Origin of the sequence: Streptomyces sp. NPDC001985, from assembly GCF_040296845.1 — a bacterium.
Taxonomy (GTDB): domain Bacteria; phylum Actinomycetota; class Actinomycetes; order Streptomycetales; family Streptomycetaceae; genus Streptomyces.
Genome location: NZ_JBEOYB010000103.1, coordinates 1 through 17,679, shown reverse-complemented (window position 1 = coordinate 17,679; position 17,679 = coordinate 1). Strand labels below are relative to the sequence as shown.

Sequence of the window (17,679 nt, the reverse complement as noted above, 5' to 3'; positions counted from 1 at the left end):
TTTCCTTTTTGGGTTCCGTACCGGGGTGGTCGGCACCGGGGTGCCGGGCCCCCCCCGCGGATCAGGGGGAGCGCCGGCCTCCGGATCATCCCCGCGCGGGGGGCCGGGCGGCGGCCGGGTCCAGCACCCGGCTGAGGAAGTTCCTCGTGCGCTCGTGCCGCGGGTCCCCCACGACCCGCGCGGCCGGCCCCTGCTCGACGATCACCCCGCCGTCCATGAAGACCACCCGGTCGGCGACCTCCCGGGCGAAGCTCATCTCATGGGTGACCACCACCATGGTCATTCCCTCCGCCGCCAGCACCCACATCACCGAGAGCACGTCCCCGACCAGTTCGGGGTCGAGCGCGGAGGTGGGCTCGTCGAAGAGCATCAGCTCGGGGCCCATCGACAGGGCGCGGGCGATGGCCACCCGCTGCCGCTGCCCGCCGGATAGCTGGGCCGGATAGGCGTCCGCCTTCTCCAGCAGACCGACGCGCGCCAGATTCTCCCGGGCCACCCCCGCCGCGCGGTCCCGGTCGCGGCGCAGCACCCGGCGCTGCGGCAGGGTGAGGTTCCCGGTCACGGTCAGGTGCGGGAAGAGATGGAACTGCTGGAAGACCATGCCGATCCGGCGCCGGACCGCGTCGATGTCCACCTCGGGATCGGTGACCTCCGTCCCGCCGACGACGATCCGGCCGCCCGTCGGCTCCTCCAGCAGATTGACACAGCGCAGCAGGGTCGACTTCCCCGAACCGGAGGGGCCGATCACACAGACGACCTCGCCGGCGGCGATGTCCAGATCGATGCCCCGCAGGACGTGGTTGTCGCCGAAGGACTTGCGCAGTCCCCGGATCTCGATCCCGGCGGTGGTCATGGCATCCTCACTCGGCGTTGTCGGCACGGGCTTCGAGACGGCGCACCACCAGGCTCAGCGGCACGGTGACCAGCAGATAGCAGAGCCCGGCGACCAGGATCGGAGTGGAGTTGGCGCTCTGGCTGGCCAGATCCCGGCCGAATTTGGTCAGCTCCCGCTCCTCCAGCGTGACGCCGAGGAAGAGCACCAGGGAGGAGTCCTTGAAGAGCAGGACGAGTTCGTTGGTCAGCGGCGGGATCACGATCCGGAACGCCTGGGGGATGACCACGGACACCATGGCCCGGGTGTGCGAGAAGCCCAGCGAGCGGGCCGCCTCCATCTGGCCCCTCGGCACGGCCTGGATGCCGGCTCTGATCGTCTCCGCCATGTAGGCCGCGGCGACCAGCCCGAGGCCGAGGGCGACCTTGCCGTACGTACCGCCGGGGATCTCGGTCCCCGGGAACGCCAGCGGCACCGCGACACCGACGAAGATGAAGATCAGCAGGGCGGGCAGGCCCCGGAAGAACTCGATGTACACGGTGGCGGCCCAGCGGTAGGGCGCCACCGGCGACAGCCGCATCAGGGCGATGACGAGCCCGAGGACGAGTCCGAGGAGGAATCCGGACAGGGTGTACACCACGGTGTTCCGCAGGGCCGTGGTGATGATGCCGGGGAAGAGTTCCCGGGCGAGATCGGGCCGGGCGAACTGGTCGGCCAGCCGGCCCCAGTCGGCGTACAGCCCGACCAGGGCCACGGCCGCGGCGAGGACGGCGTACTGAACGGCCCGGAAGACCCGGCGGCGCTGCCGCCGGGTCGGTGCCGAGGTCATGACGAGCGCTTGGGCAGCGGCCCGATCCACCGCTCGTAGAGCTTGTCGTAGGTGCCGTCGGCGCGGGCTTCCCCGATCACCTTGTCGACGGCCGCCAGCAGCTTCCCGTTGCCCTTGCGGACCGAGATCCCGTACTGCTCGCCGGTGTCGATGCTCGCGCCGAGGACGAACTCCGCCGCGTTCCGCTTCTCCTTCAGCCAGCTCTGGACAACGGGGTAGTCGATGACGACGGCGTCGACCTGGCCGGTCCGCAGTCCGTTGAGGACCGCGTCCGAGCTCTCGAAGGCGACCGGGTCGAAGCCCTTCTCCTTGGCGTGGCTCTCGCCCGTGGTCTCGGACTGGGCGCCGAGCCTCGCCTTGCGCTCCGCGACCTCGGCCAGGGAGGTGATCCGGCTCTTCCGGGTCGCCAGCAGTGCCTGGGTGGCGTCGAAGTAGGGGACGGAGAAGTCGACGTTCTCCCGGCGCTCGTCGGTGATCGTCATCCCGGCGGCCGCGAGGTCGCACTCGCCGGAGTTGAGGAAGGCCCCGGTCTTGAAGTTCTCGAAGGGGGTATCGACGATCTTCTGCTCGACCCCGAGGTCCTTCGCCACCAGGTCGACGAGCGCGACGTCGAAGCCGACGACCTTCCCGTCCCGTTCGAACTGGAACGGCGGGTAGGGCAGATGGGTGCAGGTGGTCAGAGAGCCCTTCGCGATCACCGGGACCCCGCCCTCCGCCTCGGCGGCGTCGCCGCCGGACGAGCAGCCCACCGCGAGGGACAGCACCCCCGCGAGGGCGCTGGCGGTGATCCGGCCGCGGACTCCGCGGGGCCGTGCGCTCTGTTCTGTGGCCGTCCCGAACACGTGCGACCTCCGTGAAGAAGGGAATGGTGCGGGGCAGGCGGTCACTCGAACGAGACCGTCCGGCAGAGAGCGTAGGCACCGTGATCCGTCGCGCACGGGCTGTTCACGAGGCGTTCACAACCGGGGGCCCACCGCTCCATGGGCCGCCGTCGCATACGCTGTGACCGGACAACGGGGCCGAGCGGAGGGGGCGGGCGATGCGACAGCGTGTGCGCCGGCCCGTGGCGGCGGTTCTGCCGTCGCTCCTGCTCGGCGTCTGGGCGGTGTTCCTGGTGCTCGCCGGCGCGGGTCCCGCGCCCGCCGCGGGACAGATCGTCACCGCCGCCTCCGTCGCCCCGGCCGTTCCCGCCCGTACGGACTCCCCCACCCGGGGCAGCTGTCAGCGCGGCGAGATCCGGCGCGTCCCGGTCGCCGTCGCCCCGGAGGCGCGGGTCACCGCCGGGGCACCGGTCGAGATGCCGCCCGCCCCGGCCCTCCCCTCGGTCTCCTTCCTGTCGGCGCCGCCCGCCCCCGGCCCGTGTGCAGGCCCCCGGCAGGAGCGTGCGCCGCCCGGGCCCGTCCACGGCCCCCGGCAGTCCCGGGCACCCCCCGTCTCCACGAGCAGCTGACGCACTTCCGGCGTCCGCCGCCCGTCCCTTTGGCCTGCCCGGGGACGGCGGCGCGCCGCTTCCCTGACGTTCGCACGGCCGCTCCGGTGGCGGTCCGTGTGCTGCCCGTGGAGCCCTCATGTCCTCTCGTGCCACATTCTGGCGCGCGCTGTTCGCGCTCGGCGTCGTCGCCGTATCGCTGTATGTCGCCCTGACCCAGCCACCCCGGCTGGGTCTCGATCTGCGGGGTGGCACCCGTATCGTCCTGGAGACCAGGGACTCCCCCACCGTCGAGGCGGACGCCGAGTCCACCGACCGGGCGCTGGAGGTGCTGCGGCAGCGGGTCGACGCGCTCGGGGTCGCCGAGCCGTCACTGGCCCGCTCCGGTGAGCGCCGTATCGTCGTGGAACTGCCCGGTGTGCAGGACCCGCGCAAGGCCGCCGAGACCATCGGCCGCACCGCCCAGCTCACCTTCCACCCGGTACGGGAGGCGACGGCGGGCCCGAAGTCCGGGCCGGCCGGCGACGGCTCCCGGGTGCTGCCGGACCCCGACGCCCCGGGGAGTTTCCTGCGGCTGGCACCGCCCGCGCTGACCGGCGCCGGCGTGAAGGACGCCGAGGCCGTCCTCGACGCGCAGTCGGGCCGGGGCTGGATCGTCGATCTGGAGTTCCACGGCGGCGGCAAGGAGTGGGCGGGGATCACCGGCGACGCGGCGTGCGCGGCGCCCGGGGACCCGGCGCGGCGGGTGGCGATCGTGCTGGACGACGCGATCGTCTCGGCGCCGGGGATGGAGTCGTCGGTGCCGTGCGGGGCCGGGATCACCGGCGGTTCGGCGCAGATCACCGGCAGCTTCGGCGCGGCCGAGGCACGCGATCTGGCGGCGCTGGTCAAGGGCGGCGCGCTGCCCGTCCCGGTGACCACCGTCGAGCAGAGCGTGGTGGGGCCGACGCTGGGCGAGGACGCCATCCGGGCCAGCGCGCTGGCCGCCGTGATCGGGCTCGTCTGCACCGGTCTGTTCATCATCGCCGTCTACCGGCTGACCGGGGCGCTCGCCACCCTGGCGCTGGCGCTGTACGGACTGATCTCGTACGCCGCGATCGTGGGGATCGGCGCGACGCTGACCCTGCCGGGGCTCGCCGGGTTCGTGCTCGCGATCGGTATCGCCGTGGACGCCAATGTCCTGGTCTTCGAGCGCGCCAGGGAGGAGTACCTCCGTGCCTCGGTGCTCTCCTCCGCCCGGCGGAACGATCTGCGGCATCCGCTGCGGATCGGGTTCCGCAAGGCCTGGAGCGCGGTCACCGACTCGCATGTGACCACCCTGCTGGCGGCGGGGCTGCTCTTCGTCTTCGCGATCGGCCCGGTCAAGGGCTTCGGGGTGACGCTGGTCATCGGGGTGCTGGCCTCCCTGGTCTCGGCGATGGTGATCACCCGGCTGCTCGCCGAGTGGGCGCTCGGCCGGGGCGCGGTCCGCGCACGTCCGGCGCTGACCGGGCTGACCACGACCGGGCGGGTACGGGCGTATCTGGAGCGCCGTCCGCCGCGGCTGATGCGGCACCGCGGGCGCTGGCTCGGGGTCTGTCTGGGGCTGCTGCTGCTCGCGCTCGGCGGGATCGGGGTGCGCGGTCTGGAGTTCGGCGTGGAGTTCACGGGCGGGCGTCAGGTGCAGTACACCGCCGAGCGCCCGGTGGACGCGGACACCGCGCGCGCGGCCGTCGCGGAGGCCGGGTTCCCGCGCGCCGTGGTGCAGACGACGGGCGAGCGGGGCATCACGGTGCGGACCGGTGAGCTGAGCAATCAGCAGCAGGAGGAGGTCCGGGCGTCGCTCGGCGAGGTCGCCGGGAAGGTGACCGTGGAGCGGGACGAGACGATCGGGCCCAGCCTCGGGAGCGAGCTGCGCACGCATGCGCTGATCGCGCTGGCGGTGGCGGTCGCCGCCCAGCTGGTCTATCTCACCGTGCGGTTCCGGTGGACCTTCGCCGCCGCCGCCGTGGCGGCGATGGTCCAGGACGTCCTGCTGGTGGTGGGGCTCTTCGCCTGGCTGGGCAAGCCGGTCGACAGTGTCTTCCTCGCGGCGCTGCTGACGGTGGTGGGGTACTCGGTCAATGACACGGTGGTGGTCCTGGACCGGCTGCGGGAGCTGCGGCGGATGTCGCCGCGCGGGGCCTGGCCGGAGCTGGCGGACCGGGCGGTCGCGCAGACCCTGCCCCGTACCGTGAACACGGGCATGGGCGCGCTCTTCGTGCTGATCGCCCTGGCGGTCCTCGGCGGCGACTCGCTGGCGGACTTCTCGGTGGCGCTGCTGGCGGGGGTGGTGGTGGGCATCGCGTCGACGGTGTTCACCGCGATGCCGCTGGCCGTGGGGCTTCAGCTGCGCAACCCCGACAAGCCGCGCGCCAGGCCGAAGCGGGCGGAGTCCCGGAGCGGGACGGGCGCGGTGGTCTGAGGCGTCAGCCGCCCGCGGGGACCCGGAGGACCAGTTCCGGCCGGTCCCAGGTCACCGCGGGCGGGTTGGCCGGCCGGGTGCCGGTGCGCTCGGCGCCCACGCTGCGGTAGAAGCCCTCGGACGGCGGGTGGGAGACGATCCGGACCGCGTCGATCCCGGCGCGGCGGGCCTCGCCGGTCATGTGCTCGATGAGCCGCCGGCCGATGCCGAGCCCCTGGGCCCGGTCGGCGACGAACATCAGGTCCAGCTCGGGCGGGTCGATGACCAGGGAGTAGAAGCCGAGGACGGTGTCGGTGCCGTCCACGGCGGCGTGGACCGCGTGGGTCTCGATGTAGTCGGGGCCCACCCGGTAGCCGGCGACCATGGCGGCGAAGTGGCCCTCGTAGGCGCTCGACCGGCGCACCAGCGCGGTGAGCCGCTTGGCGTCCCGCGCCGTCGCCGGCCGAATCCGGATCGGTCCCGCGGCTGCCGCCCGTCCGGCGTTCGTCATATGTGTACCCATGGTTCGAGTATTACATCTGCTGGTCGCGCGGGGTGGTGTCCTCGTGCACGGGGGAGAGAAAGAGACAGAAGGGGTGGCCTGCCGGGTCCAGCAGAACCCGGACGTCGTCCTGCGGCTGCCCGGCCGCCTCGGTCGCGCCGAGGGAGAGGGCGTGCCGCACGGCCGGTTCGAGGTCGTCGACCCGGATATCGAGATGGATCATCTTCTGCTGGGCACCCGGCCGTTCGGGCCAGACCGGCGGCCGGTACTGCGACTCCCCCTGGAGGGAGAGCCCGAGCGCGCCGTCGGGGGAACGGAGGTGGACCCAGTCCGGTTCGCTCGCCGCCACCGTCCAGCCGAGGAGCCGGCGGTAGAAGTCGGCGAGGGCGCGGGCGTCGCGGCAGTCGATGACCACACTGGCGAGCGAGAAGCGGGGCGCGTCGGTCACACGCTCTCCTTCGGCGGCTCGGGCGCCGCCGAGGGGCGCGGCGGCGGGCCGGCCGATCGTATCCCCGGCCCTTCCACCGCCGGCCCGGGAGCGCCGGCTTCCACCGCCGCCCCCGGAGCCGCGGGCCTTCCCCCGCCGGCCGGGTGAGCCGGTCAGGCGGCGCGCCAGTACCCGAGGGCGTTGACGCGCTCCTTGGGGAGGCCGAGTTCCTTGCGGGCCCACGAGGCGAGGGAGCGGGTCGTCGCGGTGTCGCAGGCGATCCAGAGATACGCCTCCGAGGGATCGTCCAGCAGCCCGGGCAGGGCCGCGCGCACCTCGGCGACCAGCCGTCGGCCCCGGTCGGCGCGCGGGACGCGGCGCAGCTCGTGCCGGTCCGCCGCCAGTCGCAGCGGCAGCCGGCCGGCGTCGTCGTGGGTGGTTTCGAACCAGATGGTCGCGGGCACTCCGGGGAGCGCGGCCAGCAGGGAGTTGATGGCGGGCAGGGAGGCGGGGTCGCCGACGACGAAGAGCCGGGACGGCAGCGGGGCGGGGGCGGTGAACCCGGTTCCCTGGAGCGTGGCCTGGACGCTGTCGCCGGCCCCGGCCGTGCGCGCCCAGTCGCTGGCGCGGCCGTCGTGGAGGGCGAACTCCAGGGCGAAGGTGCCCGCTTCGGGGTCGGGGTCGACCAGGGTGTAGGCGCGCTGGTGGGGCCGTTCGCCGTTGTCGAACCAGACCCGCACCCACATGGTGGGGTGGACTCCGGTACGGGCGAGCATGCCGCCGTCGGAGAAGTGGACGCGCCGGAAGTGTTCGGTGACCTCTTCGGTGCCGGTCACCGTGAAGGTGAAGTCCTTGCCGCGCATCAGTTTGAGGACGACGCCCTCCCAGCCATGCCCCACGACGGACTCCTCCCCTTCAGTCCGGTTTGTCTGCCGAACATCCCTGCAGTAGCTTGAACAGCATTAATTTAGGCAAGCCTAACCTAATTTCGACTGTGGCGGGAGCCACCGACAGTGGGAAACACGTGAACAGCAAGGTCTACCGCGACTCCTGGGGAATCCCGCATCTGCGGGCCGCCGACGCGGACGCGCTCGCCTTCGCCCAGGGACGGAACGCCGCCGTCGACCGGGCCTGGCAGATCGAGGTCGAACGCCACCGCTCCCGGGGCACTTCCGCCTCCTTCCTGGGCGCGGCCGCCGTGGACTGGGACCGCTTCGCCCGGCAGGCACGACTCGACGACACCGCGCGGCGGTGCTTCGACGGGCTCGCCCCGGCCACGGCCGCCTGGGTCACCCACTACGTGGAGGGGGTCAACGCGGGGCTGGCGGAAGGAGCCCGGCGGGCACCGCAGTTCGCGGCGACCGGGCTGGCGCCGGGGCTCTGGCACCCCTGGACCCCGCTGGGGATCTGGCTCTCCGTCCACATCCTCTTCGCGGGCTTCCCCACCAAGCTGTGGCGCGAGGAGGTCGCACGCGCGCTCGGCGACGAGGCCATCGAGCTCTTCGCCACCGACGCCTGCGGCTCCGGCAGCAACGGCTGGCTGGTGACCGGGGCGCGTACGGCCAGTGGCGCGCCGCTGCTGGCGGGCGACCCGCACCGGGTGATCGAGGACCCGGGGATCTATCAGCAGATCCATCTGGCCTGCGACGAGTTCGACGTGGTGGGCCTGGCCGTGCCCGGAGTCCCCGGCATCGCCCACTTCGGGCACACCGGCTCGGTGGCCTGGGCCATCACCAACGCCATGGCCGACTACCAGGACCTCTACCGGGAGCGGCTGCGCGAGGGCGCCCACGGCCCGGAGGCCCTCGGCCCCGACGGCTGGCGGCCCGCCGCCGCGCACACCGAGACGATCGAGGTCGCCGGCGCCGGCCCGGTCACCGTGGAGGTGATCGAGACCGAGCGCGGGCCCGTCATCACCGGCGGCCCGGGGCAGGAGGAGACGCTGAGTCTGCGCACCCCTCCCCGGGTCACCGGCCGGCTGGGCTTCGACGCCCTGCCCGGCCTGCTGCGCGCCCGCACCGTCGCCGATGTGGACCGGGCCCTCGACCGCTGGGCCGAGCCGGTCAATGTCGTCCAGGCCGCCGACACCCAGGGCGGATTCCTGCACCGGGTCGCCGGCCGGGTCCCGCTGCGGCACCCGGAGAACCGGCTGCGGACGGTGCCCGCCTGGGAGAGCGCGTACGGGTGGCGCGGCTGGCACGCGCTCCCGCGCAGGGCCGTCGACGGCATCGCCGTGATGGCGAACGAACGAGGGCTCGCGGCGCCGCTCGGCGTCGAGTTCGCCCCGCCGCACCGGTCCCGGCGCATCGCCGGACTCCTGCGCGAGCGGCGCGACTGGTCCGCCGAGGAGATGGCGTCCGTGCACATGGACACCCGGCTCGGCTCGGCGGGGCCGCTGCTCTCGGTCCTCGCCGGGCTCGAAGGACTGAGCGAACCGGCCGACGCGCTGCGCCGGCGGCTGGCCGGCTGGGACCGGCGGATGGACGCCGGCAGCACGGACGCCTCCCGGTACGCCGATGTGCGCTCGGCCGTGGTGCGGCTGCTGGCCGCCCACCCCGCGCTCGACCCCCTGGCGCGGCGGATCGCCGCCACCTCGTACCCGCGGGAGCTGCGGCCCTGGCTCGCGCTGCTGCCCCGGGTGGCGTTCGCCCTGGAGGGACTGCTGACCACCACCGCGCTGCCGGCGGTGGACCGCGCCGAGCTGGTGCGGCGCGCCGTGGAGGAGGTGGCCGCGGCCGGCGCGCCACCCGTGGCCTGGGGCGAGCGGCACCGGCTCGCCCCCTGGCGGGCGCTGCCGGACGCGGAGCCGGAGAGCATGCCCGGGCTCGCCGGCGACCAGGACTGCGTGCTCTCCGCCGCCAGTCTCCCGGGGATCACCGACCACAGCGCGCGCGGGCCCGCCGCGCGCTTCGTCTGGGACCTGGCCGACCGTGACAACAGCCTCTGGGTGGTGCCGTTCGGCGCCTCGGGGGTGCCGGGCGACCCCCACCGGCGCGACCAGCTGCCCCGGTGGCTGACCGGCGCGTTCGTCCCCGTGCTCACCGACTGGAACCGGCTCGCCGAGGAGACCCGTGCACACTGAATCCCCCGTCCCTGCCCCCGCCCCCGTCCCCGCGCGGCCCGTCGTGCACGAGCGGACGCTCGACGGCTTCGGGACCGTGCGTCTGGTCCCGCTGGACCCGGTCGCCGACCTCGACACCGTCCACGGCTGGGTCTCCGATGAGCGCGCCCGCTACTGGGGCATGGTCGGCCGGAGCCGCGAGGAGGTCCGGGAGACCTATGAGTTCGTCGAGTCCCTCACCACCCACCACGCCTTCCTCGTCCTTCTGGACGGCGAACCGGTCGCGCTCCACCAGACCTATGAACCGGCCGCCGACCCGGTCGGCGCGTGCTACGAGGTTCGGCCCGGCGACTTCGGCGTCCATCTGCTGATCGGCCCGGCGGACGGCGGGGAGCGGCGGGGGTTCACCGGCTCGCTGCTCACCGTGCTCATCGGGCACGCCTTCGGCGACCCGGCGGTGCGGCGGATCGTGGTGGAACCCGACATCCGCAACGAGAAGGCCGTCGCCCGGATGGTCCGGGCCGGCTTCGTCCTCGGCCCGGAGATCGACAAGCCGGAGAAGCGGGCACGGCTGGCCTTTCTCCCCCGCCCGGCGGCGGACGCGGGCTGATCCGGGGCGCGGGCCCCGGTTCCGCTCAGGACCGGGGCGGGCCGGCGGCCGGGGTTCCCTGGTGGAAGCACATCCGCCAGCCGTCCGCCGACTCCCGCCACAGCGAACTGCGCAGGGCCCGCCGGCCGGCCGGCTCCGACACATAGGTCACCTGGATGAGCCCCGGGGCGAGCACCCTCCCCGTCAGCTCGCCGACCTCCATCACGGGAGTCGATTCTCCGCCATTCGGCCCCCCGTCGGCCGGGGAGCCCGCCCCCGGGGTGCCCTTGGCCGGTTCTCCCTCATCGGAGGCGACGGCCTCGGCGATGTTCGTACGGTCCCAGCGCCGGCCGGAGACCCCGAACTCGACGAACCCGGGGTCCAGGAGGGCGAGCAGCCGCTCGGGGTCGGCCCGAACAGCGGGATCGAGGAGTCGCAGCTCACCGGCGATCACCTCATCGATGGATCGTTTCTCCGCTTCCTTCATGGGCACAGCCTGCCCGGCGCGCGCCATGGCGTCCACGGAACGGGCCGGGCGGCCCCCGGCCGGGCCGGACTCCCGGGGTCCGGTGGAGCCGTGGGAACTCCGCTCGGGAGCATTGGCCTGAAGTGGTCATCACGCCTCCGCCGACGACGACATATGACCCGGGCACCACCGTGTCGAGTGTCGCCAAATCCCCCACGGGCTCTCTCCGCCTGTGCGAGAGTCGTAGCGGTCCATTCAGCTCAGACCGTGTCTCAGACCTGGCCGAGGCCACGCCTGTATCGGAGTACCACATGCCGTCCCCTCTGTTCGCGGACCGTCCCGCCCCCCAGCCGCCCGAGCGCGGGGCCGTCGACGCTCTGATCACCCGGACGCAACGGCTGCGCGGTGATGTGGACGCCGTACGCCGGGACTCCGTGGCGGACGAGGACGATCCCCAGGGCCGCTGGCAGCGGGCGATCTGCGATCTCGCGATGCATCAGCTCGACGATCTCGGCACGCATCTGGGACAGCTCAGGGAAGGGCTGCCGGACCCCGCCGGAGACGGTTTCGACGAGGCGCTCGCCGGTCATCTGGCCGACGGCGCCCAGCGCACCGGATCGCTGCTCAGCCGGGTCGGCAGCGCCGAGTGGAATCTGCTCACCGACGAGGTGAGCTGGTCGGACGAGCTGTTCCGGATTCTCGGCCGCCCACGGGCCGCCGGGCCCATGACCCTCGACGAACTGCCCTCCGTCGTCTTCGCCGAGGACCAGGCGCTGCTGACCGTGATGGTGACGGGTGCCCTGGTCGACGGGCGTCCCATCGACGGCGAGTTCCGCATGGTGCGCGCGGACGGCCGGGTGCGCACGGTCCATATGACCGGGGAGCCGGTGCTCGACGCCGACGGCTCGACCGCCTCCATGTGGGCCGTGTTCCGTGATGTCAGCGAGTTGCGGCGCAGTGAGCGCGCGGTCCGCGAGAGCGGGGAGTCGCTCCACCGCCGGCAGCACATCGCCCATACCGAGCGGCGGCTCGCGGTGGAGCTCCAGGAGGCCGTGCTGCCGCCGTGGCGGGGCTCGCTCCAGTTCCCCGCCCCGGGACCCGGGGGCCTGGACATCGCGGCCCACGGCTTCCCGTCGGTCACCGGCACCCCGATCGGTGACGACTGGTACGACGCCTTCCAACTGCCCTCCGGTTCCTCCCTCTTCGGTGTCGGGGACCTCACCGGCCACGGGGTGACCGCGACCTCCGCCATGGCGATGCTGCTGGGGGCGCTCCGGGGAATGGGCCTCGCGGGAATCGAACCAGGACAGCTGATGGGGCATCTCAATCAGTTGCTGGAGAGCTCGGCGCAGCCGGCGCTCGGCAGCGCGGTGTGCTGCCGCTTCGATCCGGCGCGCCGCACCCTGGCCTGGGCCCAGGCGGGACACCCCGCCCCGCTGCTGTTCCGCAACGGGACGGGGCGTCAGCTGACACCGCCGGAGGGTGCTCTGCTGGGCGCGACCTCGGGCGCCGAGTACGAGCAGGCCGATATCCGGCTGCTCCCCGGCGATCTGCTGGTGCTCCACACCGACGGCCTGACGCGCACCGACGATCCCGGGAAGTCCGATGTCGGCCGGCTGCTCGCGCTGGCCTCACGGTTCGCCGGCGCCCGGGACGCCCAGGAGTCTCTGCGCGCGATCGTGGAGACCTTCGCCGAGGACGGGCGCGAGAACGACGCCTGTGTGATGGTGGCGCGGATCGGTCCCTAGCACCGCCCCACAGGCCATCGGCAGAGGATCGTCGCCATCGGCGCGGGACCGTCCGCAGAGGACAGCCGGCAGACCTCCGGCGGGCAGCGGGGTTCCGTGCTCGCCAGACGGAACCGTTAGATCTGTGCGCCTCTCGCTTTTCTCAGGGGGCCGTTGGGCAGGGCGAGTTCAATCTCCTGGCGCAGCTCGTCGATCTTTCCATATCCCGCGTAGTGGCCGGTCAGCCGGTACATCTCGCGCAGCCGGTCCCAGGTGCGGTGCGAGGAGGTCTCGCCCATCGAGACCAGCGCGAGCCTGGCGTAGCGGTCGGCCTGTTCGGGGTCGTTCCCGATGAGGCACGCGGAGGCCATGGAGAGATAGTCGAAGATCTTCGACCGCTGGTGCCCTTGTTTCCGCAGTTCCAGTGCCTTCTTCGCATGGCCCTGGGCGATATCGGCGGCGGTCGGGTCGTGTTCGGCGAGGGTCCGGTAGGCCAGGGCCTCCATGCCGTGCAGATCCGCCTCGTCGAACATCTGCATCCAGCTGGGCGGGGGCACATCGGATTTGTCGGAGACGAAGAGGTCCTCCGCCTCGCCGAGGGTGCGGCGCATGGCCTTGCCGTGCCCCATGGACGCCTGGGCCCAGGCCTCGATGGTGCAGAGCATCGCCCGGGTGCGCGGCAGGGTTTCGTCGCCCGAGCCCGATTTGGCGAGCTTCATCAGATCCAGGGCGTCGTCGGGGCGGCCCAGATGGACCATCTGACGGGCCGCGCGGGAGAGCGCCTCTCCGGCGCGGGGCCGGTCGCCGCCCTCGCGTGCCGCGTGCGCGGCGATGACGAAGTACTTCTGGGCGGTGGGTTCGAGGCCGACGTCGTGGGACATCCAGCCGGCGAGGACGGCGAGATTGGCGGCGACGCCCCACAGGCGCCGCTGGAGGTGGTCGGGGTGGCGGTAGGCGAGCATCCCGCCGACTTCATTGAGCTGGCCCACCACGGCCTTGCGTTGAAGCCCGCCGCCGCGGGAGGCGTCCCACGCCCGGAAGACCTCGACGGAGCGCTCCAGCGCCTCGATCTCCTCGGAGCCGATGGGGGCCGCCTCGTAGCGGTCGTATCCGGCGGGGTCGGCGTGCAGGGGGTTCTCGGTGTAGGGGGCGTCCTGGGCCAGTGCGGGATCGGTCTGCAGCCATTCGTGCATGGCGGTGCTGAGCGATGTTCCTGCGGCGAGCGCGGCGCCCGCGCCCACCAAGCCGCGTCGGTTGAGCATGAGGTCCATTCCCGTGAATTCGGTGAGGACCGCCGCCGTCCGGTCGGGCGCCCACGGCAGACCGTCAGGGTTCTCCGCGCCCTGCGTGTCCTTCCGTCTGCCCGCTCGCCCGCCCCGTGCAAAGCCGAGATCCTCAATGGTCACGACACGGCCGAGCCGCTCGGTGAAGAGAGTCGCCAGCACCCGGGGCACGGGGTCGCGCGGGGTCTCCCCCGTGTCGATCCAGCGCCGCACCCGCGAGGTGTCGGTCGCCAGCTGCGGGTGGCCCATGGCCGCCGCCTGCCGGTTCACGAGTCTCGCGAGTTCGCCCTTGGACCAGCCGGCCAGGCCGAACAGGTCGCACAGGCGGGTGTTGGGTACTCCGGTCACGTCAAGCCCCCAGGTTCTCGGCTGACTTGACAGTAACCCCCTGCTCAGATGTGTGCGGGCCGGTGGCGACCATTCGCCAGGGTTCGCCAGGGTTCGCCAGATGGTGGGCCACCCGCGCACTGGTGTCGTGTAGGAACGCGCCACCCCGGCCCGGCAGCCGTTTCCACTCCCCAGGGTGCGAACGGCGGCCGGGACGGGGCGGCGCACGCAAACCGTCGGAACGCGAAGGGATCTGTCACCCCCATGCACACAGCATCGTCCTCCGTGTCCGCCCCCCGCAGGCCGCAGCGCTCACCCGCCCCGGCCGGCGCCGGGCCGTATCTCGACCCCGGGCACGCCGGCCGGTCGCGGCGGCCGGTGACGGCGGCGGGTCAGCCCCTGGGCGGGAGGATCGACTTGTCCGGCCCCCAGGGAGCGCAGCTGCGGATGGCGGTCGCGTCGGTGCACCGGATCTGCCCGGAGTTCACCCCCGTGCAGGTGCTGCGCCGCAGCGGACGTTCCGTACTGATCGTCGGTACGACGGGGAGGACCACGGCGGTCGCCAAGTGCCTGCTGGACCGTTCCTCCGCGTGGGTCGAGCGGTTCCGGCACGAAATAGCGGCCTACCGGGCCTTTGTGCGGCACCGCCCGCCGGTGCGGGTGCCCCGGCTGATCGCCGCCGATCCGGAGCAGTGCACGCTGGTGATCGAGCGGATGGCCGGCCGGCCCGCGGCGCTCACCCGGCACCCGGCGGAGGCGCCGCCGCGCGCCGATGTGCGCGCCGTTCTCGGAGCGATCGGTGTGCTCAACCGCTGGTCGCCGCCGGCCGAGATGTTCGGCCGGCCGCTGGACTACGCGTCCCGGATCACCCGCTACCACGAGCTGGGGCTCTTCACCGACCGCGATCTGGGCGATCTCCAGAAGCTGCTGCACGGTCTCGCGTACGCCGGCGGCCGGGCCGGGATCGGCCAGTTCTGCCACGGTGACGCGCTGCTCTCCAATGTGCTGCTGTCACCGACCGGCCCGGTCCTCGTGGACTGGGAGCACGCGGGCTGGTATCTGCCGGGCTACGACCTGGCCACGCTCTGGGCGGTGCTCGGGGACGCACCCGCCGCACGGCGGCACATCAGCCAGGAGGCACAGCGGGAGGGGCCGGGGGCGCGGGACGCGTTCCTGGTCAATCTGATGCTGGTGCTGACGCGGGAGATCCGCACCTATGAGACGGCCGTGCAGCGGACGATGCGGGAGGCCCCGCCCACGGGCGGCGCGCCCGGACTGATGCCCGGCGGGCTCTCGGCGGGCGAGGAGCAGCGGCTGCTGCTGCGCCGGCTGCACGATGACTGCGCGATGGCCCGCCGGGCGGTGCGCGCCGCGGTCGGCACCCGCTGAGCGGTGCCGTGAAAGGCCACCCTCCAGGGGGAAGAGCGCTGTGTGCCCGGTATCCGTGCCGGGCACACGGCGCCCCCCGTTGAGGGACGGATCAAGCACCTCACCACCTTTGTCGATCATCTTCGAAAGGCCCTGCCCCTATGGCACAGCCCTTTGTCATGCCCGATTTCTATGTGCCGTATCCGGCACGGCTCAGCCCTCATGTCGACACCGCGCGCGTCCACTCCCACGCCTGGGCGCGCGAGATGGGGATGCTGGAGGGGTCGGGCATCTGGGAGGAGAGCGATCTCGCGGCCCACGACTACGCGCTGCTGTGCGGATACACCCACCCCGACTGCGACGCCGAGGCCCTGTCCCTGGTGACCGACTGGTATGTCTGGGTCTTCTTCTTCGATGACCACTTCCTGGAGGTCTTCAAGCGCACCCAGGACGGCGAGGGCGGCCGGGCGTATCTGGACCGGCTGCCCGCCTTCATGCCGATGGACCCCGGGCAGAGCACCCCGGAGCCGACCAATCCGGTGGAGGCCGGACTCGCCGATCTGTGGGCGCGGACCGTTCCCGCGATGTCCCCGGCGTGGCGGGAACGGTTCTCCGAGTCGACGCGCAACCTCCTCGACGAGTCCCTGTGGGAGCTGTCCCATATCCACGAGGGCCGGATCGCCAATCCCGTCGAGTACATCGAGATGCGGCGGAAGGTGGGCGGCGCGCCCTGGTCGGCGGGGCTGGTGGAGTACGCGGCGGGGGCGGAGATCCCCGCGCCGGTGGCCGCGTCCCGGCCGCTGCGGGTGCTGACGGACGCCTTCTCCGACGCCGTGCATCTGCGCAACGACCTCTTCTCCTACCAGCGGGAGGTGGAGAGCGAGGGGGAACTCAGCAACGGCGTCCTGGTCCTGGAGCACTTCCTCGGCTGTACGACCCAGGAGGCCGCCGAGGCCGTCAACGATCTGCTGACCTCACGGCTCCAGCAGTTCGAGAACACCGCGCTGACGGAGGTTCCCGGTCTCTGTCTGGAGAAGGGGCTCACCCCCGCCGAGTGCGCGGCGGTCGGGCTGTATGTGAAGGGGCTCCAGGACTGGCAGTCGGGCGGTCATGAGTGGCACATGCGCTCCAGCCGCTATATGAACGAGGGCATGGCGGCCGGGACACCGCTGGTGAGCGGCTTCCCGGGAACCTCGGCACTGGACATCCGCACGCTCTTCGGACGGCCCGCCGTGGCGCGGCTGCGCACCCTCACCCATGTGCCGCATCAGAGGGTCGGCGCCTCGCTGCTGCCCGATTTCGCTCTGCCGTTTCCTCTGTCGCTCAGTCCGCACCACCGGGACGCCCTGGAGAAGTCGCTCGTCTGGGCGGAGCGGATGGGGTTACTGGGAGACATCTGGGACGGCCCGATGCTGCGCGGTTTCGATTTCGCGCTCTGCTCGGCCGGGCTGGACCCGGACGCCACGCCCGAGGAGCTGGAGCTGAGTTCGGAGTGGCTGACCTGGGGAACCTATGCCGACGACTACTACCCCCTGGTGTTCGGCCGTCCGCGCAATCTCCTCGGTGCGAAGCTCTGCAATGAGCGGCTGCTGGCGTGCATGCCCGTGGACGATCCCGAGGCGGGCCGGGCCCTGGCGGTGAGCCCGATGGAGCGGGCGCTCGCGGATCTGTGGGCGCGCACCGGCGGCCCGATGAGCCCGGACGCCCGGGCCGAGCTGCGGCTGTCGATCGATGTGCTGCTGGAGAGCTGGCTGTGGGAGCTGCACAACCAGGCGCAGCACCGGGTGCCCGACCCGGTGGACTACATCGAGATGCGGCGCACGACCTTCGGGTCGGAGCTGACGATGCTGCTGTCCAAGCTGCGGCACGCGGGGGAGGTTCCCCGGGAGCTGCTGCGGCACGGGACGATCCGGAGCATGGAGCTGTCGGCCCAGGACTACGGCATCCTCATCAATGACCTCTTCTCCTACCAGAAGGAGATCGAGGTCGAGGGGGAGGTGCACAACGCGGTCCTGGTGGTGGAGACGTTCTTCGGCTGTGACTACCCGACCGCCGTGGGGATCGTCGACGATCTGATGCGGAGCCGGCTGCGGCAGTTCCTCCACGCGAAGGAGACCGAACTCCCGCTGCTTTACGAGGAGTTCGGTCTCGGCCAGGAGCAGCGGGCCGCGGTGGACGCCTATGTGCGGGAGATGGAGGACTGGCTGGCCGGCATCCTGAACTGGCACCGGAGCGTCCGGCGGTACCGCGAGGAGGATGTGCACTCGGGGGCGGGCACGACCCTGCTCCACCAGCCCACCGGGCTGGGCACGGCGGCGATGCGGCTGGCGACGATGCTCGCCCGCTGAGCCGGTCCGCTTGGAGGGGGGGGCGGGGGGGCGCCGGGGCGGGGCGGCGGGGGCAACGGCGCACAGCGG

The 17,679-nt window shown here is 72.6% G+C and carries 15 protein-coding genes; 7 read left to right on the top strand and 8 right to left on the bottom strand.

Going from position 1 to position 17,679, the window contains the following annotated elements; all coding sequences use genetic code 11:
- Positions 1–85 precede the first annotated feature (85 nt).
- Genes ABT122_RS30635 through ABT122_RS30625 form a run of 3 tightly spaced genes read right to left on the bottom strand, consistent with a single transcriptional unit; the run spans position 86 to position 2,503 of the window.
- Positions 86–853, bottom strand: a complete 768-nt coding sequence (locus ABT122_RS30635; RefSeq protein ID WP_351558912.1) for an amino acid ABC transporter ATP-binding protein — start codon at positions 851–853, stop codon at positions 86–88.
- Positions 854–860: 7 nt separating this feature from the next.
- Entirely contained in the window at positions 861–1,661 is an 801-nt protein-coding gene (locus tag ABT122_RS30630) for an amino acid ABC transporter permease (protein ID WP_351558910.1), read from the bottom strand.
- Positions 1,658–2,503 carry an ABC transporter substrate-binding protein gene (locus ABT122_RS30625; RefSeq protein WP_502976233.1) on the bottom strand — a complete coding sequence of 282 codons (846 nt, stop codon included), beginning with the start codon at positions 2,501–2,503 and terminating at the stop codon, positions 1,658–1,660. The genes ABT122_RS30630 and ABT122_RS30625 overlap by 4 nt, the downstream gene beginning before the upstream one ends.
- A 197-nt stretch (positions 2,504–2,700) precedes the next feature.
- On the opposite strand from ABT122_RS30625, the gene ABT122_RS30620 reads away from it, so the two are divergent.
- Positions 2,701–3,111, top strand: a complete 411-nt coding sequence (locus tag ABT122_RS30620; RefSeq protein WP_351558908.1) for a hypothetical protein — start codon at positions 2,701–2,703, stop codon at positions 3,109–3,111.
- Positions 3,112–3,229: 118 nt separating this feature from the next.
- Positions 3,230–5,533 carry a protein translocase subunit SecD gene (gene secD / locus ABT122_RS30615; protein WP_351558906.1) on the top strand — a complete coding sequence of 768 codons (2,304 nt, stop codon included), beginning with the start codon at positions 3,230–3,232 and terminating at the stop codon, positions 5,531–5,533.
- A 4-nt stretch (positions 5,534–5,537) separates the two neighbouring features.
- Here secD and ABT122_RS30610 read toward each other — a convergent pair whose 3' ends face one another.
- The 3 genes from ABT122_RS30610 to ABT122_RS30600 all read right to left on the bottom strand — a co-directional run bounded on the left by ABT122_RS30610 (position 5,538) and on the right by ABT122_RS30600 (position 7,340).
- Positions 5,538–6,035 carry a GNAT family N-acetyltransferase gene (locus ABT122_RS30610; RefSeq protein ID WP_351558905.1) on the bottom strand — a complete coding sequence of 166 codons (498 nt, stop codon included), beginning with the start codon at positions 6,033–6,035 and terminating at the stop codon, positions 5,538–5,540.
- A gap of 10 nt (positions 6,036–6,045) precedes the next feature.
- Entirely contained in the window at positions 6,046–6,462 is a 417-nt protein-coding gene (locus tag ABT122_RS30605; RefSeq protein WP_351558903.1) for a VOC family protein, read from the bottom strand.
- Positions 6,463–6,614: 152 nt separating this feature from the next.
- Positions 6,615–7,340, bottom strand: a complete 726-nt coding sequence (locus tag ABT122_RS30600) for a siderophore-interacting protein (protein WP_351558901.1) — start codon at positions 7,338–7,340, stop codon at positions 6,615–6,617.
- 125 nt (positions 7,341–7,465) lie between these two features.
- Here ABT122_RS30600 and ABT122_RS30595 point away from each other — a divergent pair, with 125 nt between their 5' ends.
- Positions 7,466–9,523, top strand: coding sequence for a penicillin acylase family protein (locus ABT122_RS30595; RefSeq protein ID WP_351558899.1), 2,058 nt, complete (start codon positions 7,466–7,468; stop codon positions 9,521–9,523).
- Positions 9,513–10,112, top strand: a complete 600-nt coding sequence (locus tag ABT122_RS30590) for a GNAT family N-acetyltransferase (protein WP_351558897.1) — start codon at positions 9,513–9,515, stop codon at positions 10,110–10,112. Before ABT122_RS30595 ends, ABT122_RS30590 begins: the two co-directional genes overlap by 11 nt.
- 25 nt (positions 10,113–10,137) lie before the next feature.
- Here the strand turns inward: ABT122_RS30590 and ABT122_RS30585 are convergent, their stop codons facing one another.
- Positions 10,138–10,578, bottom strand: coding sequence for a nuclear transport factor 2 family protein (locus ABT122_RS30585; protein WP_351558895.1), 441 nt, complete (start codon positions 10,576–10,578; stop codon positions 10,138–10,140).
- A 290-nt stretch (positions 10,579–10,868) separates the two neighbouring features.
- On the opposite strand from ABT122_RS30585, the gene ABT122_RS30580 reads away from it, so the two are divergent.
- The gene (locus ABT122_RS30580) at positions 10,869–12,305 is read left to right on the top strand and encodes a PP2C family protein-serine/threonine phosphatase (protein WP_351558894.1); all 1,437 of its coding nucleotides are present in this window, start codon (positions 10,869–10,871) and stop codon (positions 12,303–12,305) included.
- Positions 12,306–12,421: 116 nt separating this feature from the next.
- Here the strand turns inward: ABT122_RS30580 and ABT122_RS30575 are convergent, their stop codons facing one another.
- Positions 12,422–13,915: a DNA-binding protein NsdB gene (locus ABT122_RS30575; protein ID WP_351558892.1), complete on the bottom strand. Its 1,494-nt coding sequence runs from the start codon at positions 13,913–13,915 to the stop codon at positions 12,422–12,424.
- Between the two features lie 243 nt (positions 13,916–14,158).
- Here ABT122_RS30575 and ABT122_RS30570 point away from each other — a divergent pair, with 243 nt between their 5' ends.
- Together ABT122_RS30570 and ABT122_RS30565 are read left to right on the top strand one after the other, a co-directional pair.
- Positions 14,159–15,283, top strand: a complete 1,125-nt coding sequence (locus tag ABT122_RS30570; protein WP_351558890.1) for an aminoglycoside phosphotransferase family protein — start codon at positions 14,159–14,161, stop codon at positions 15,281–15,283.
- A gap of 140 nt (positions 15,284–15,423) precedes the next feature.
- Entirely contained in the window at positions 15,424–17,610 is a 2,187-nt protein-coding gene (locus ABT122_RS30565) for a terpene synthase family protein (protein WP_351558888.1), read from the top strand.
- The last annotated feature ends 69 nt before the right edge of the window (positions 17,611–17,679 follow it).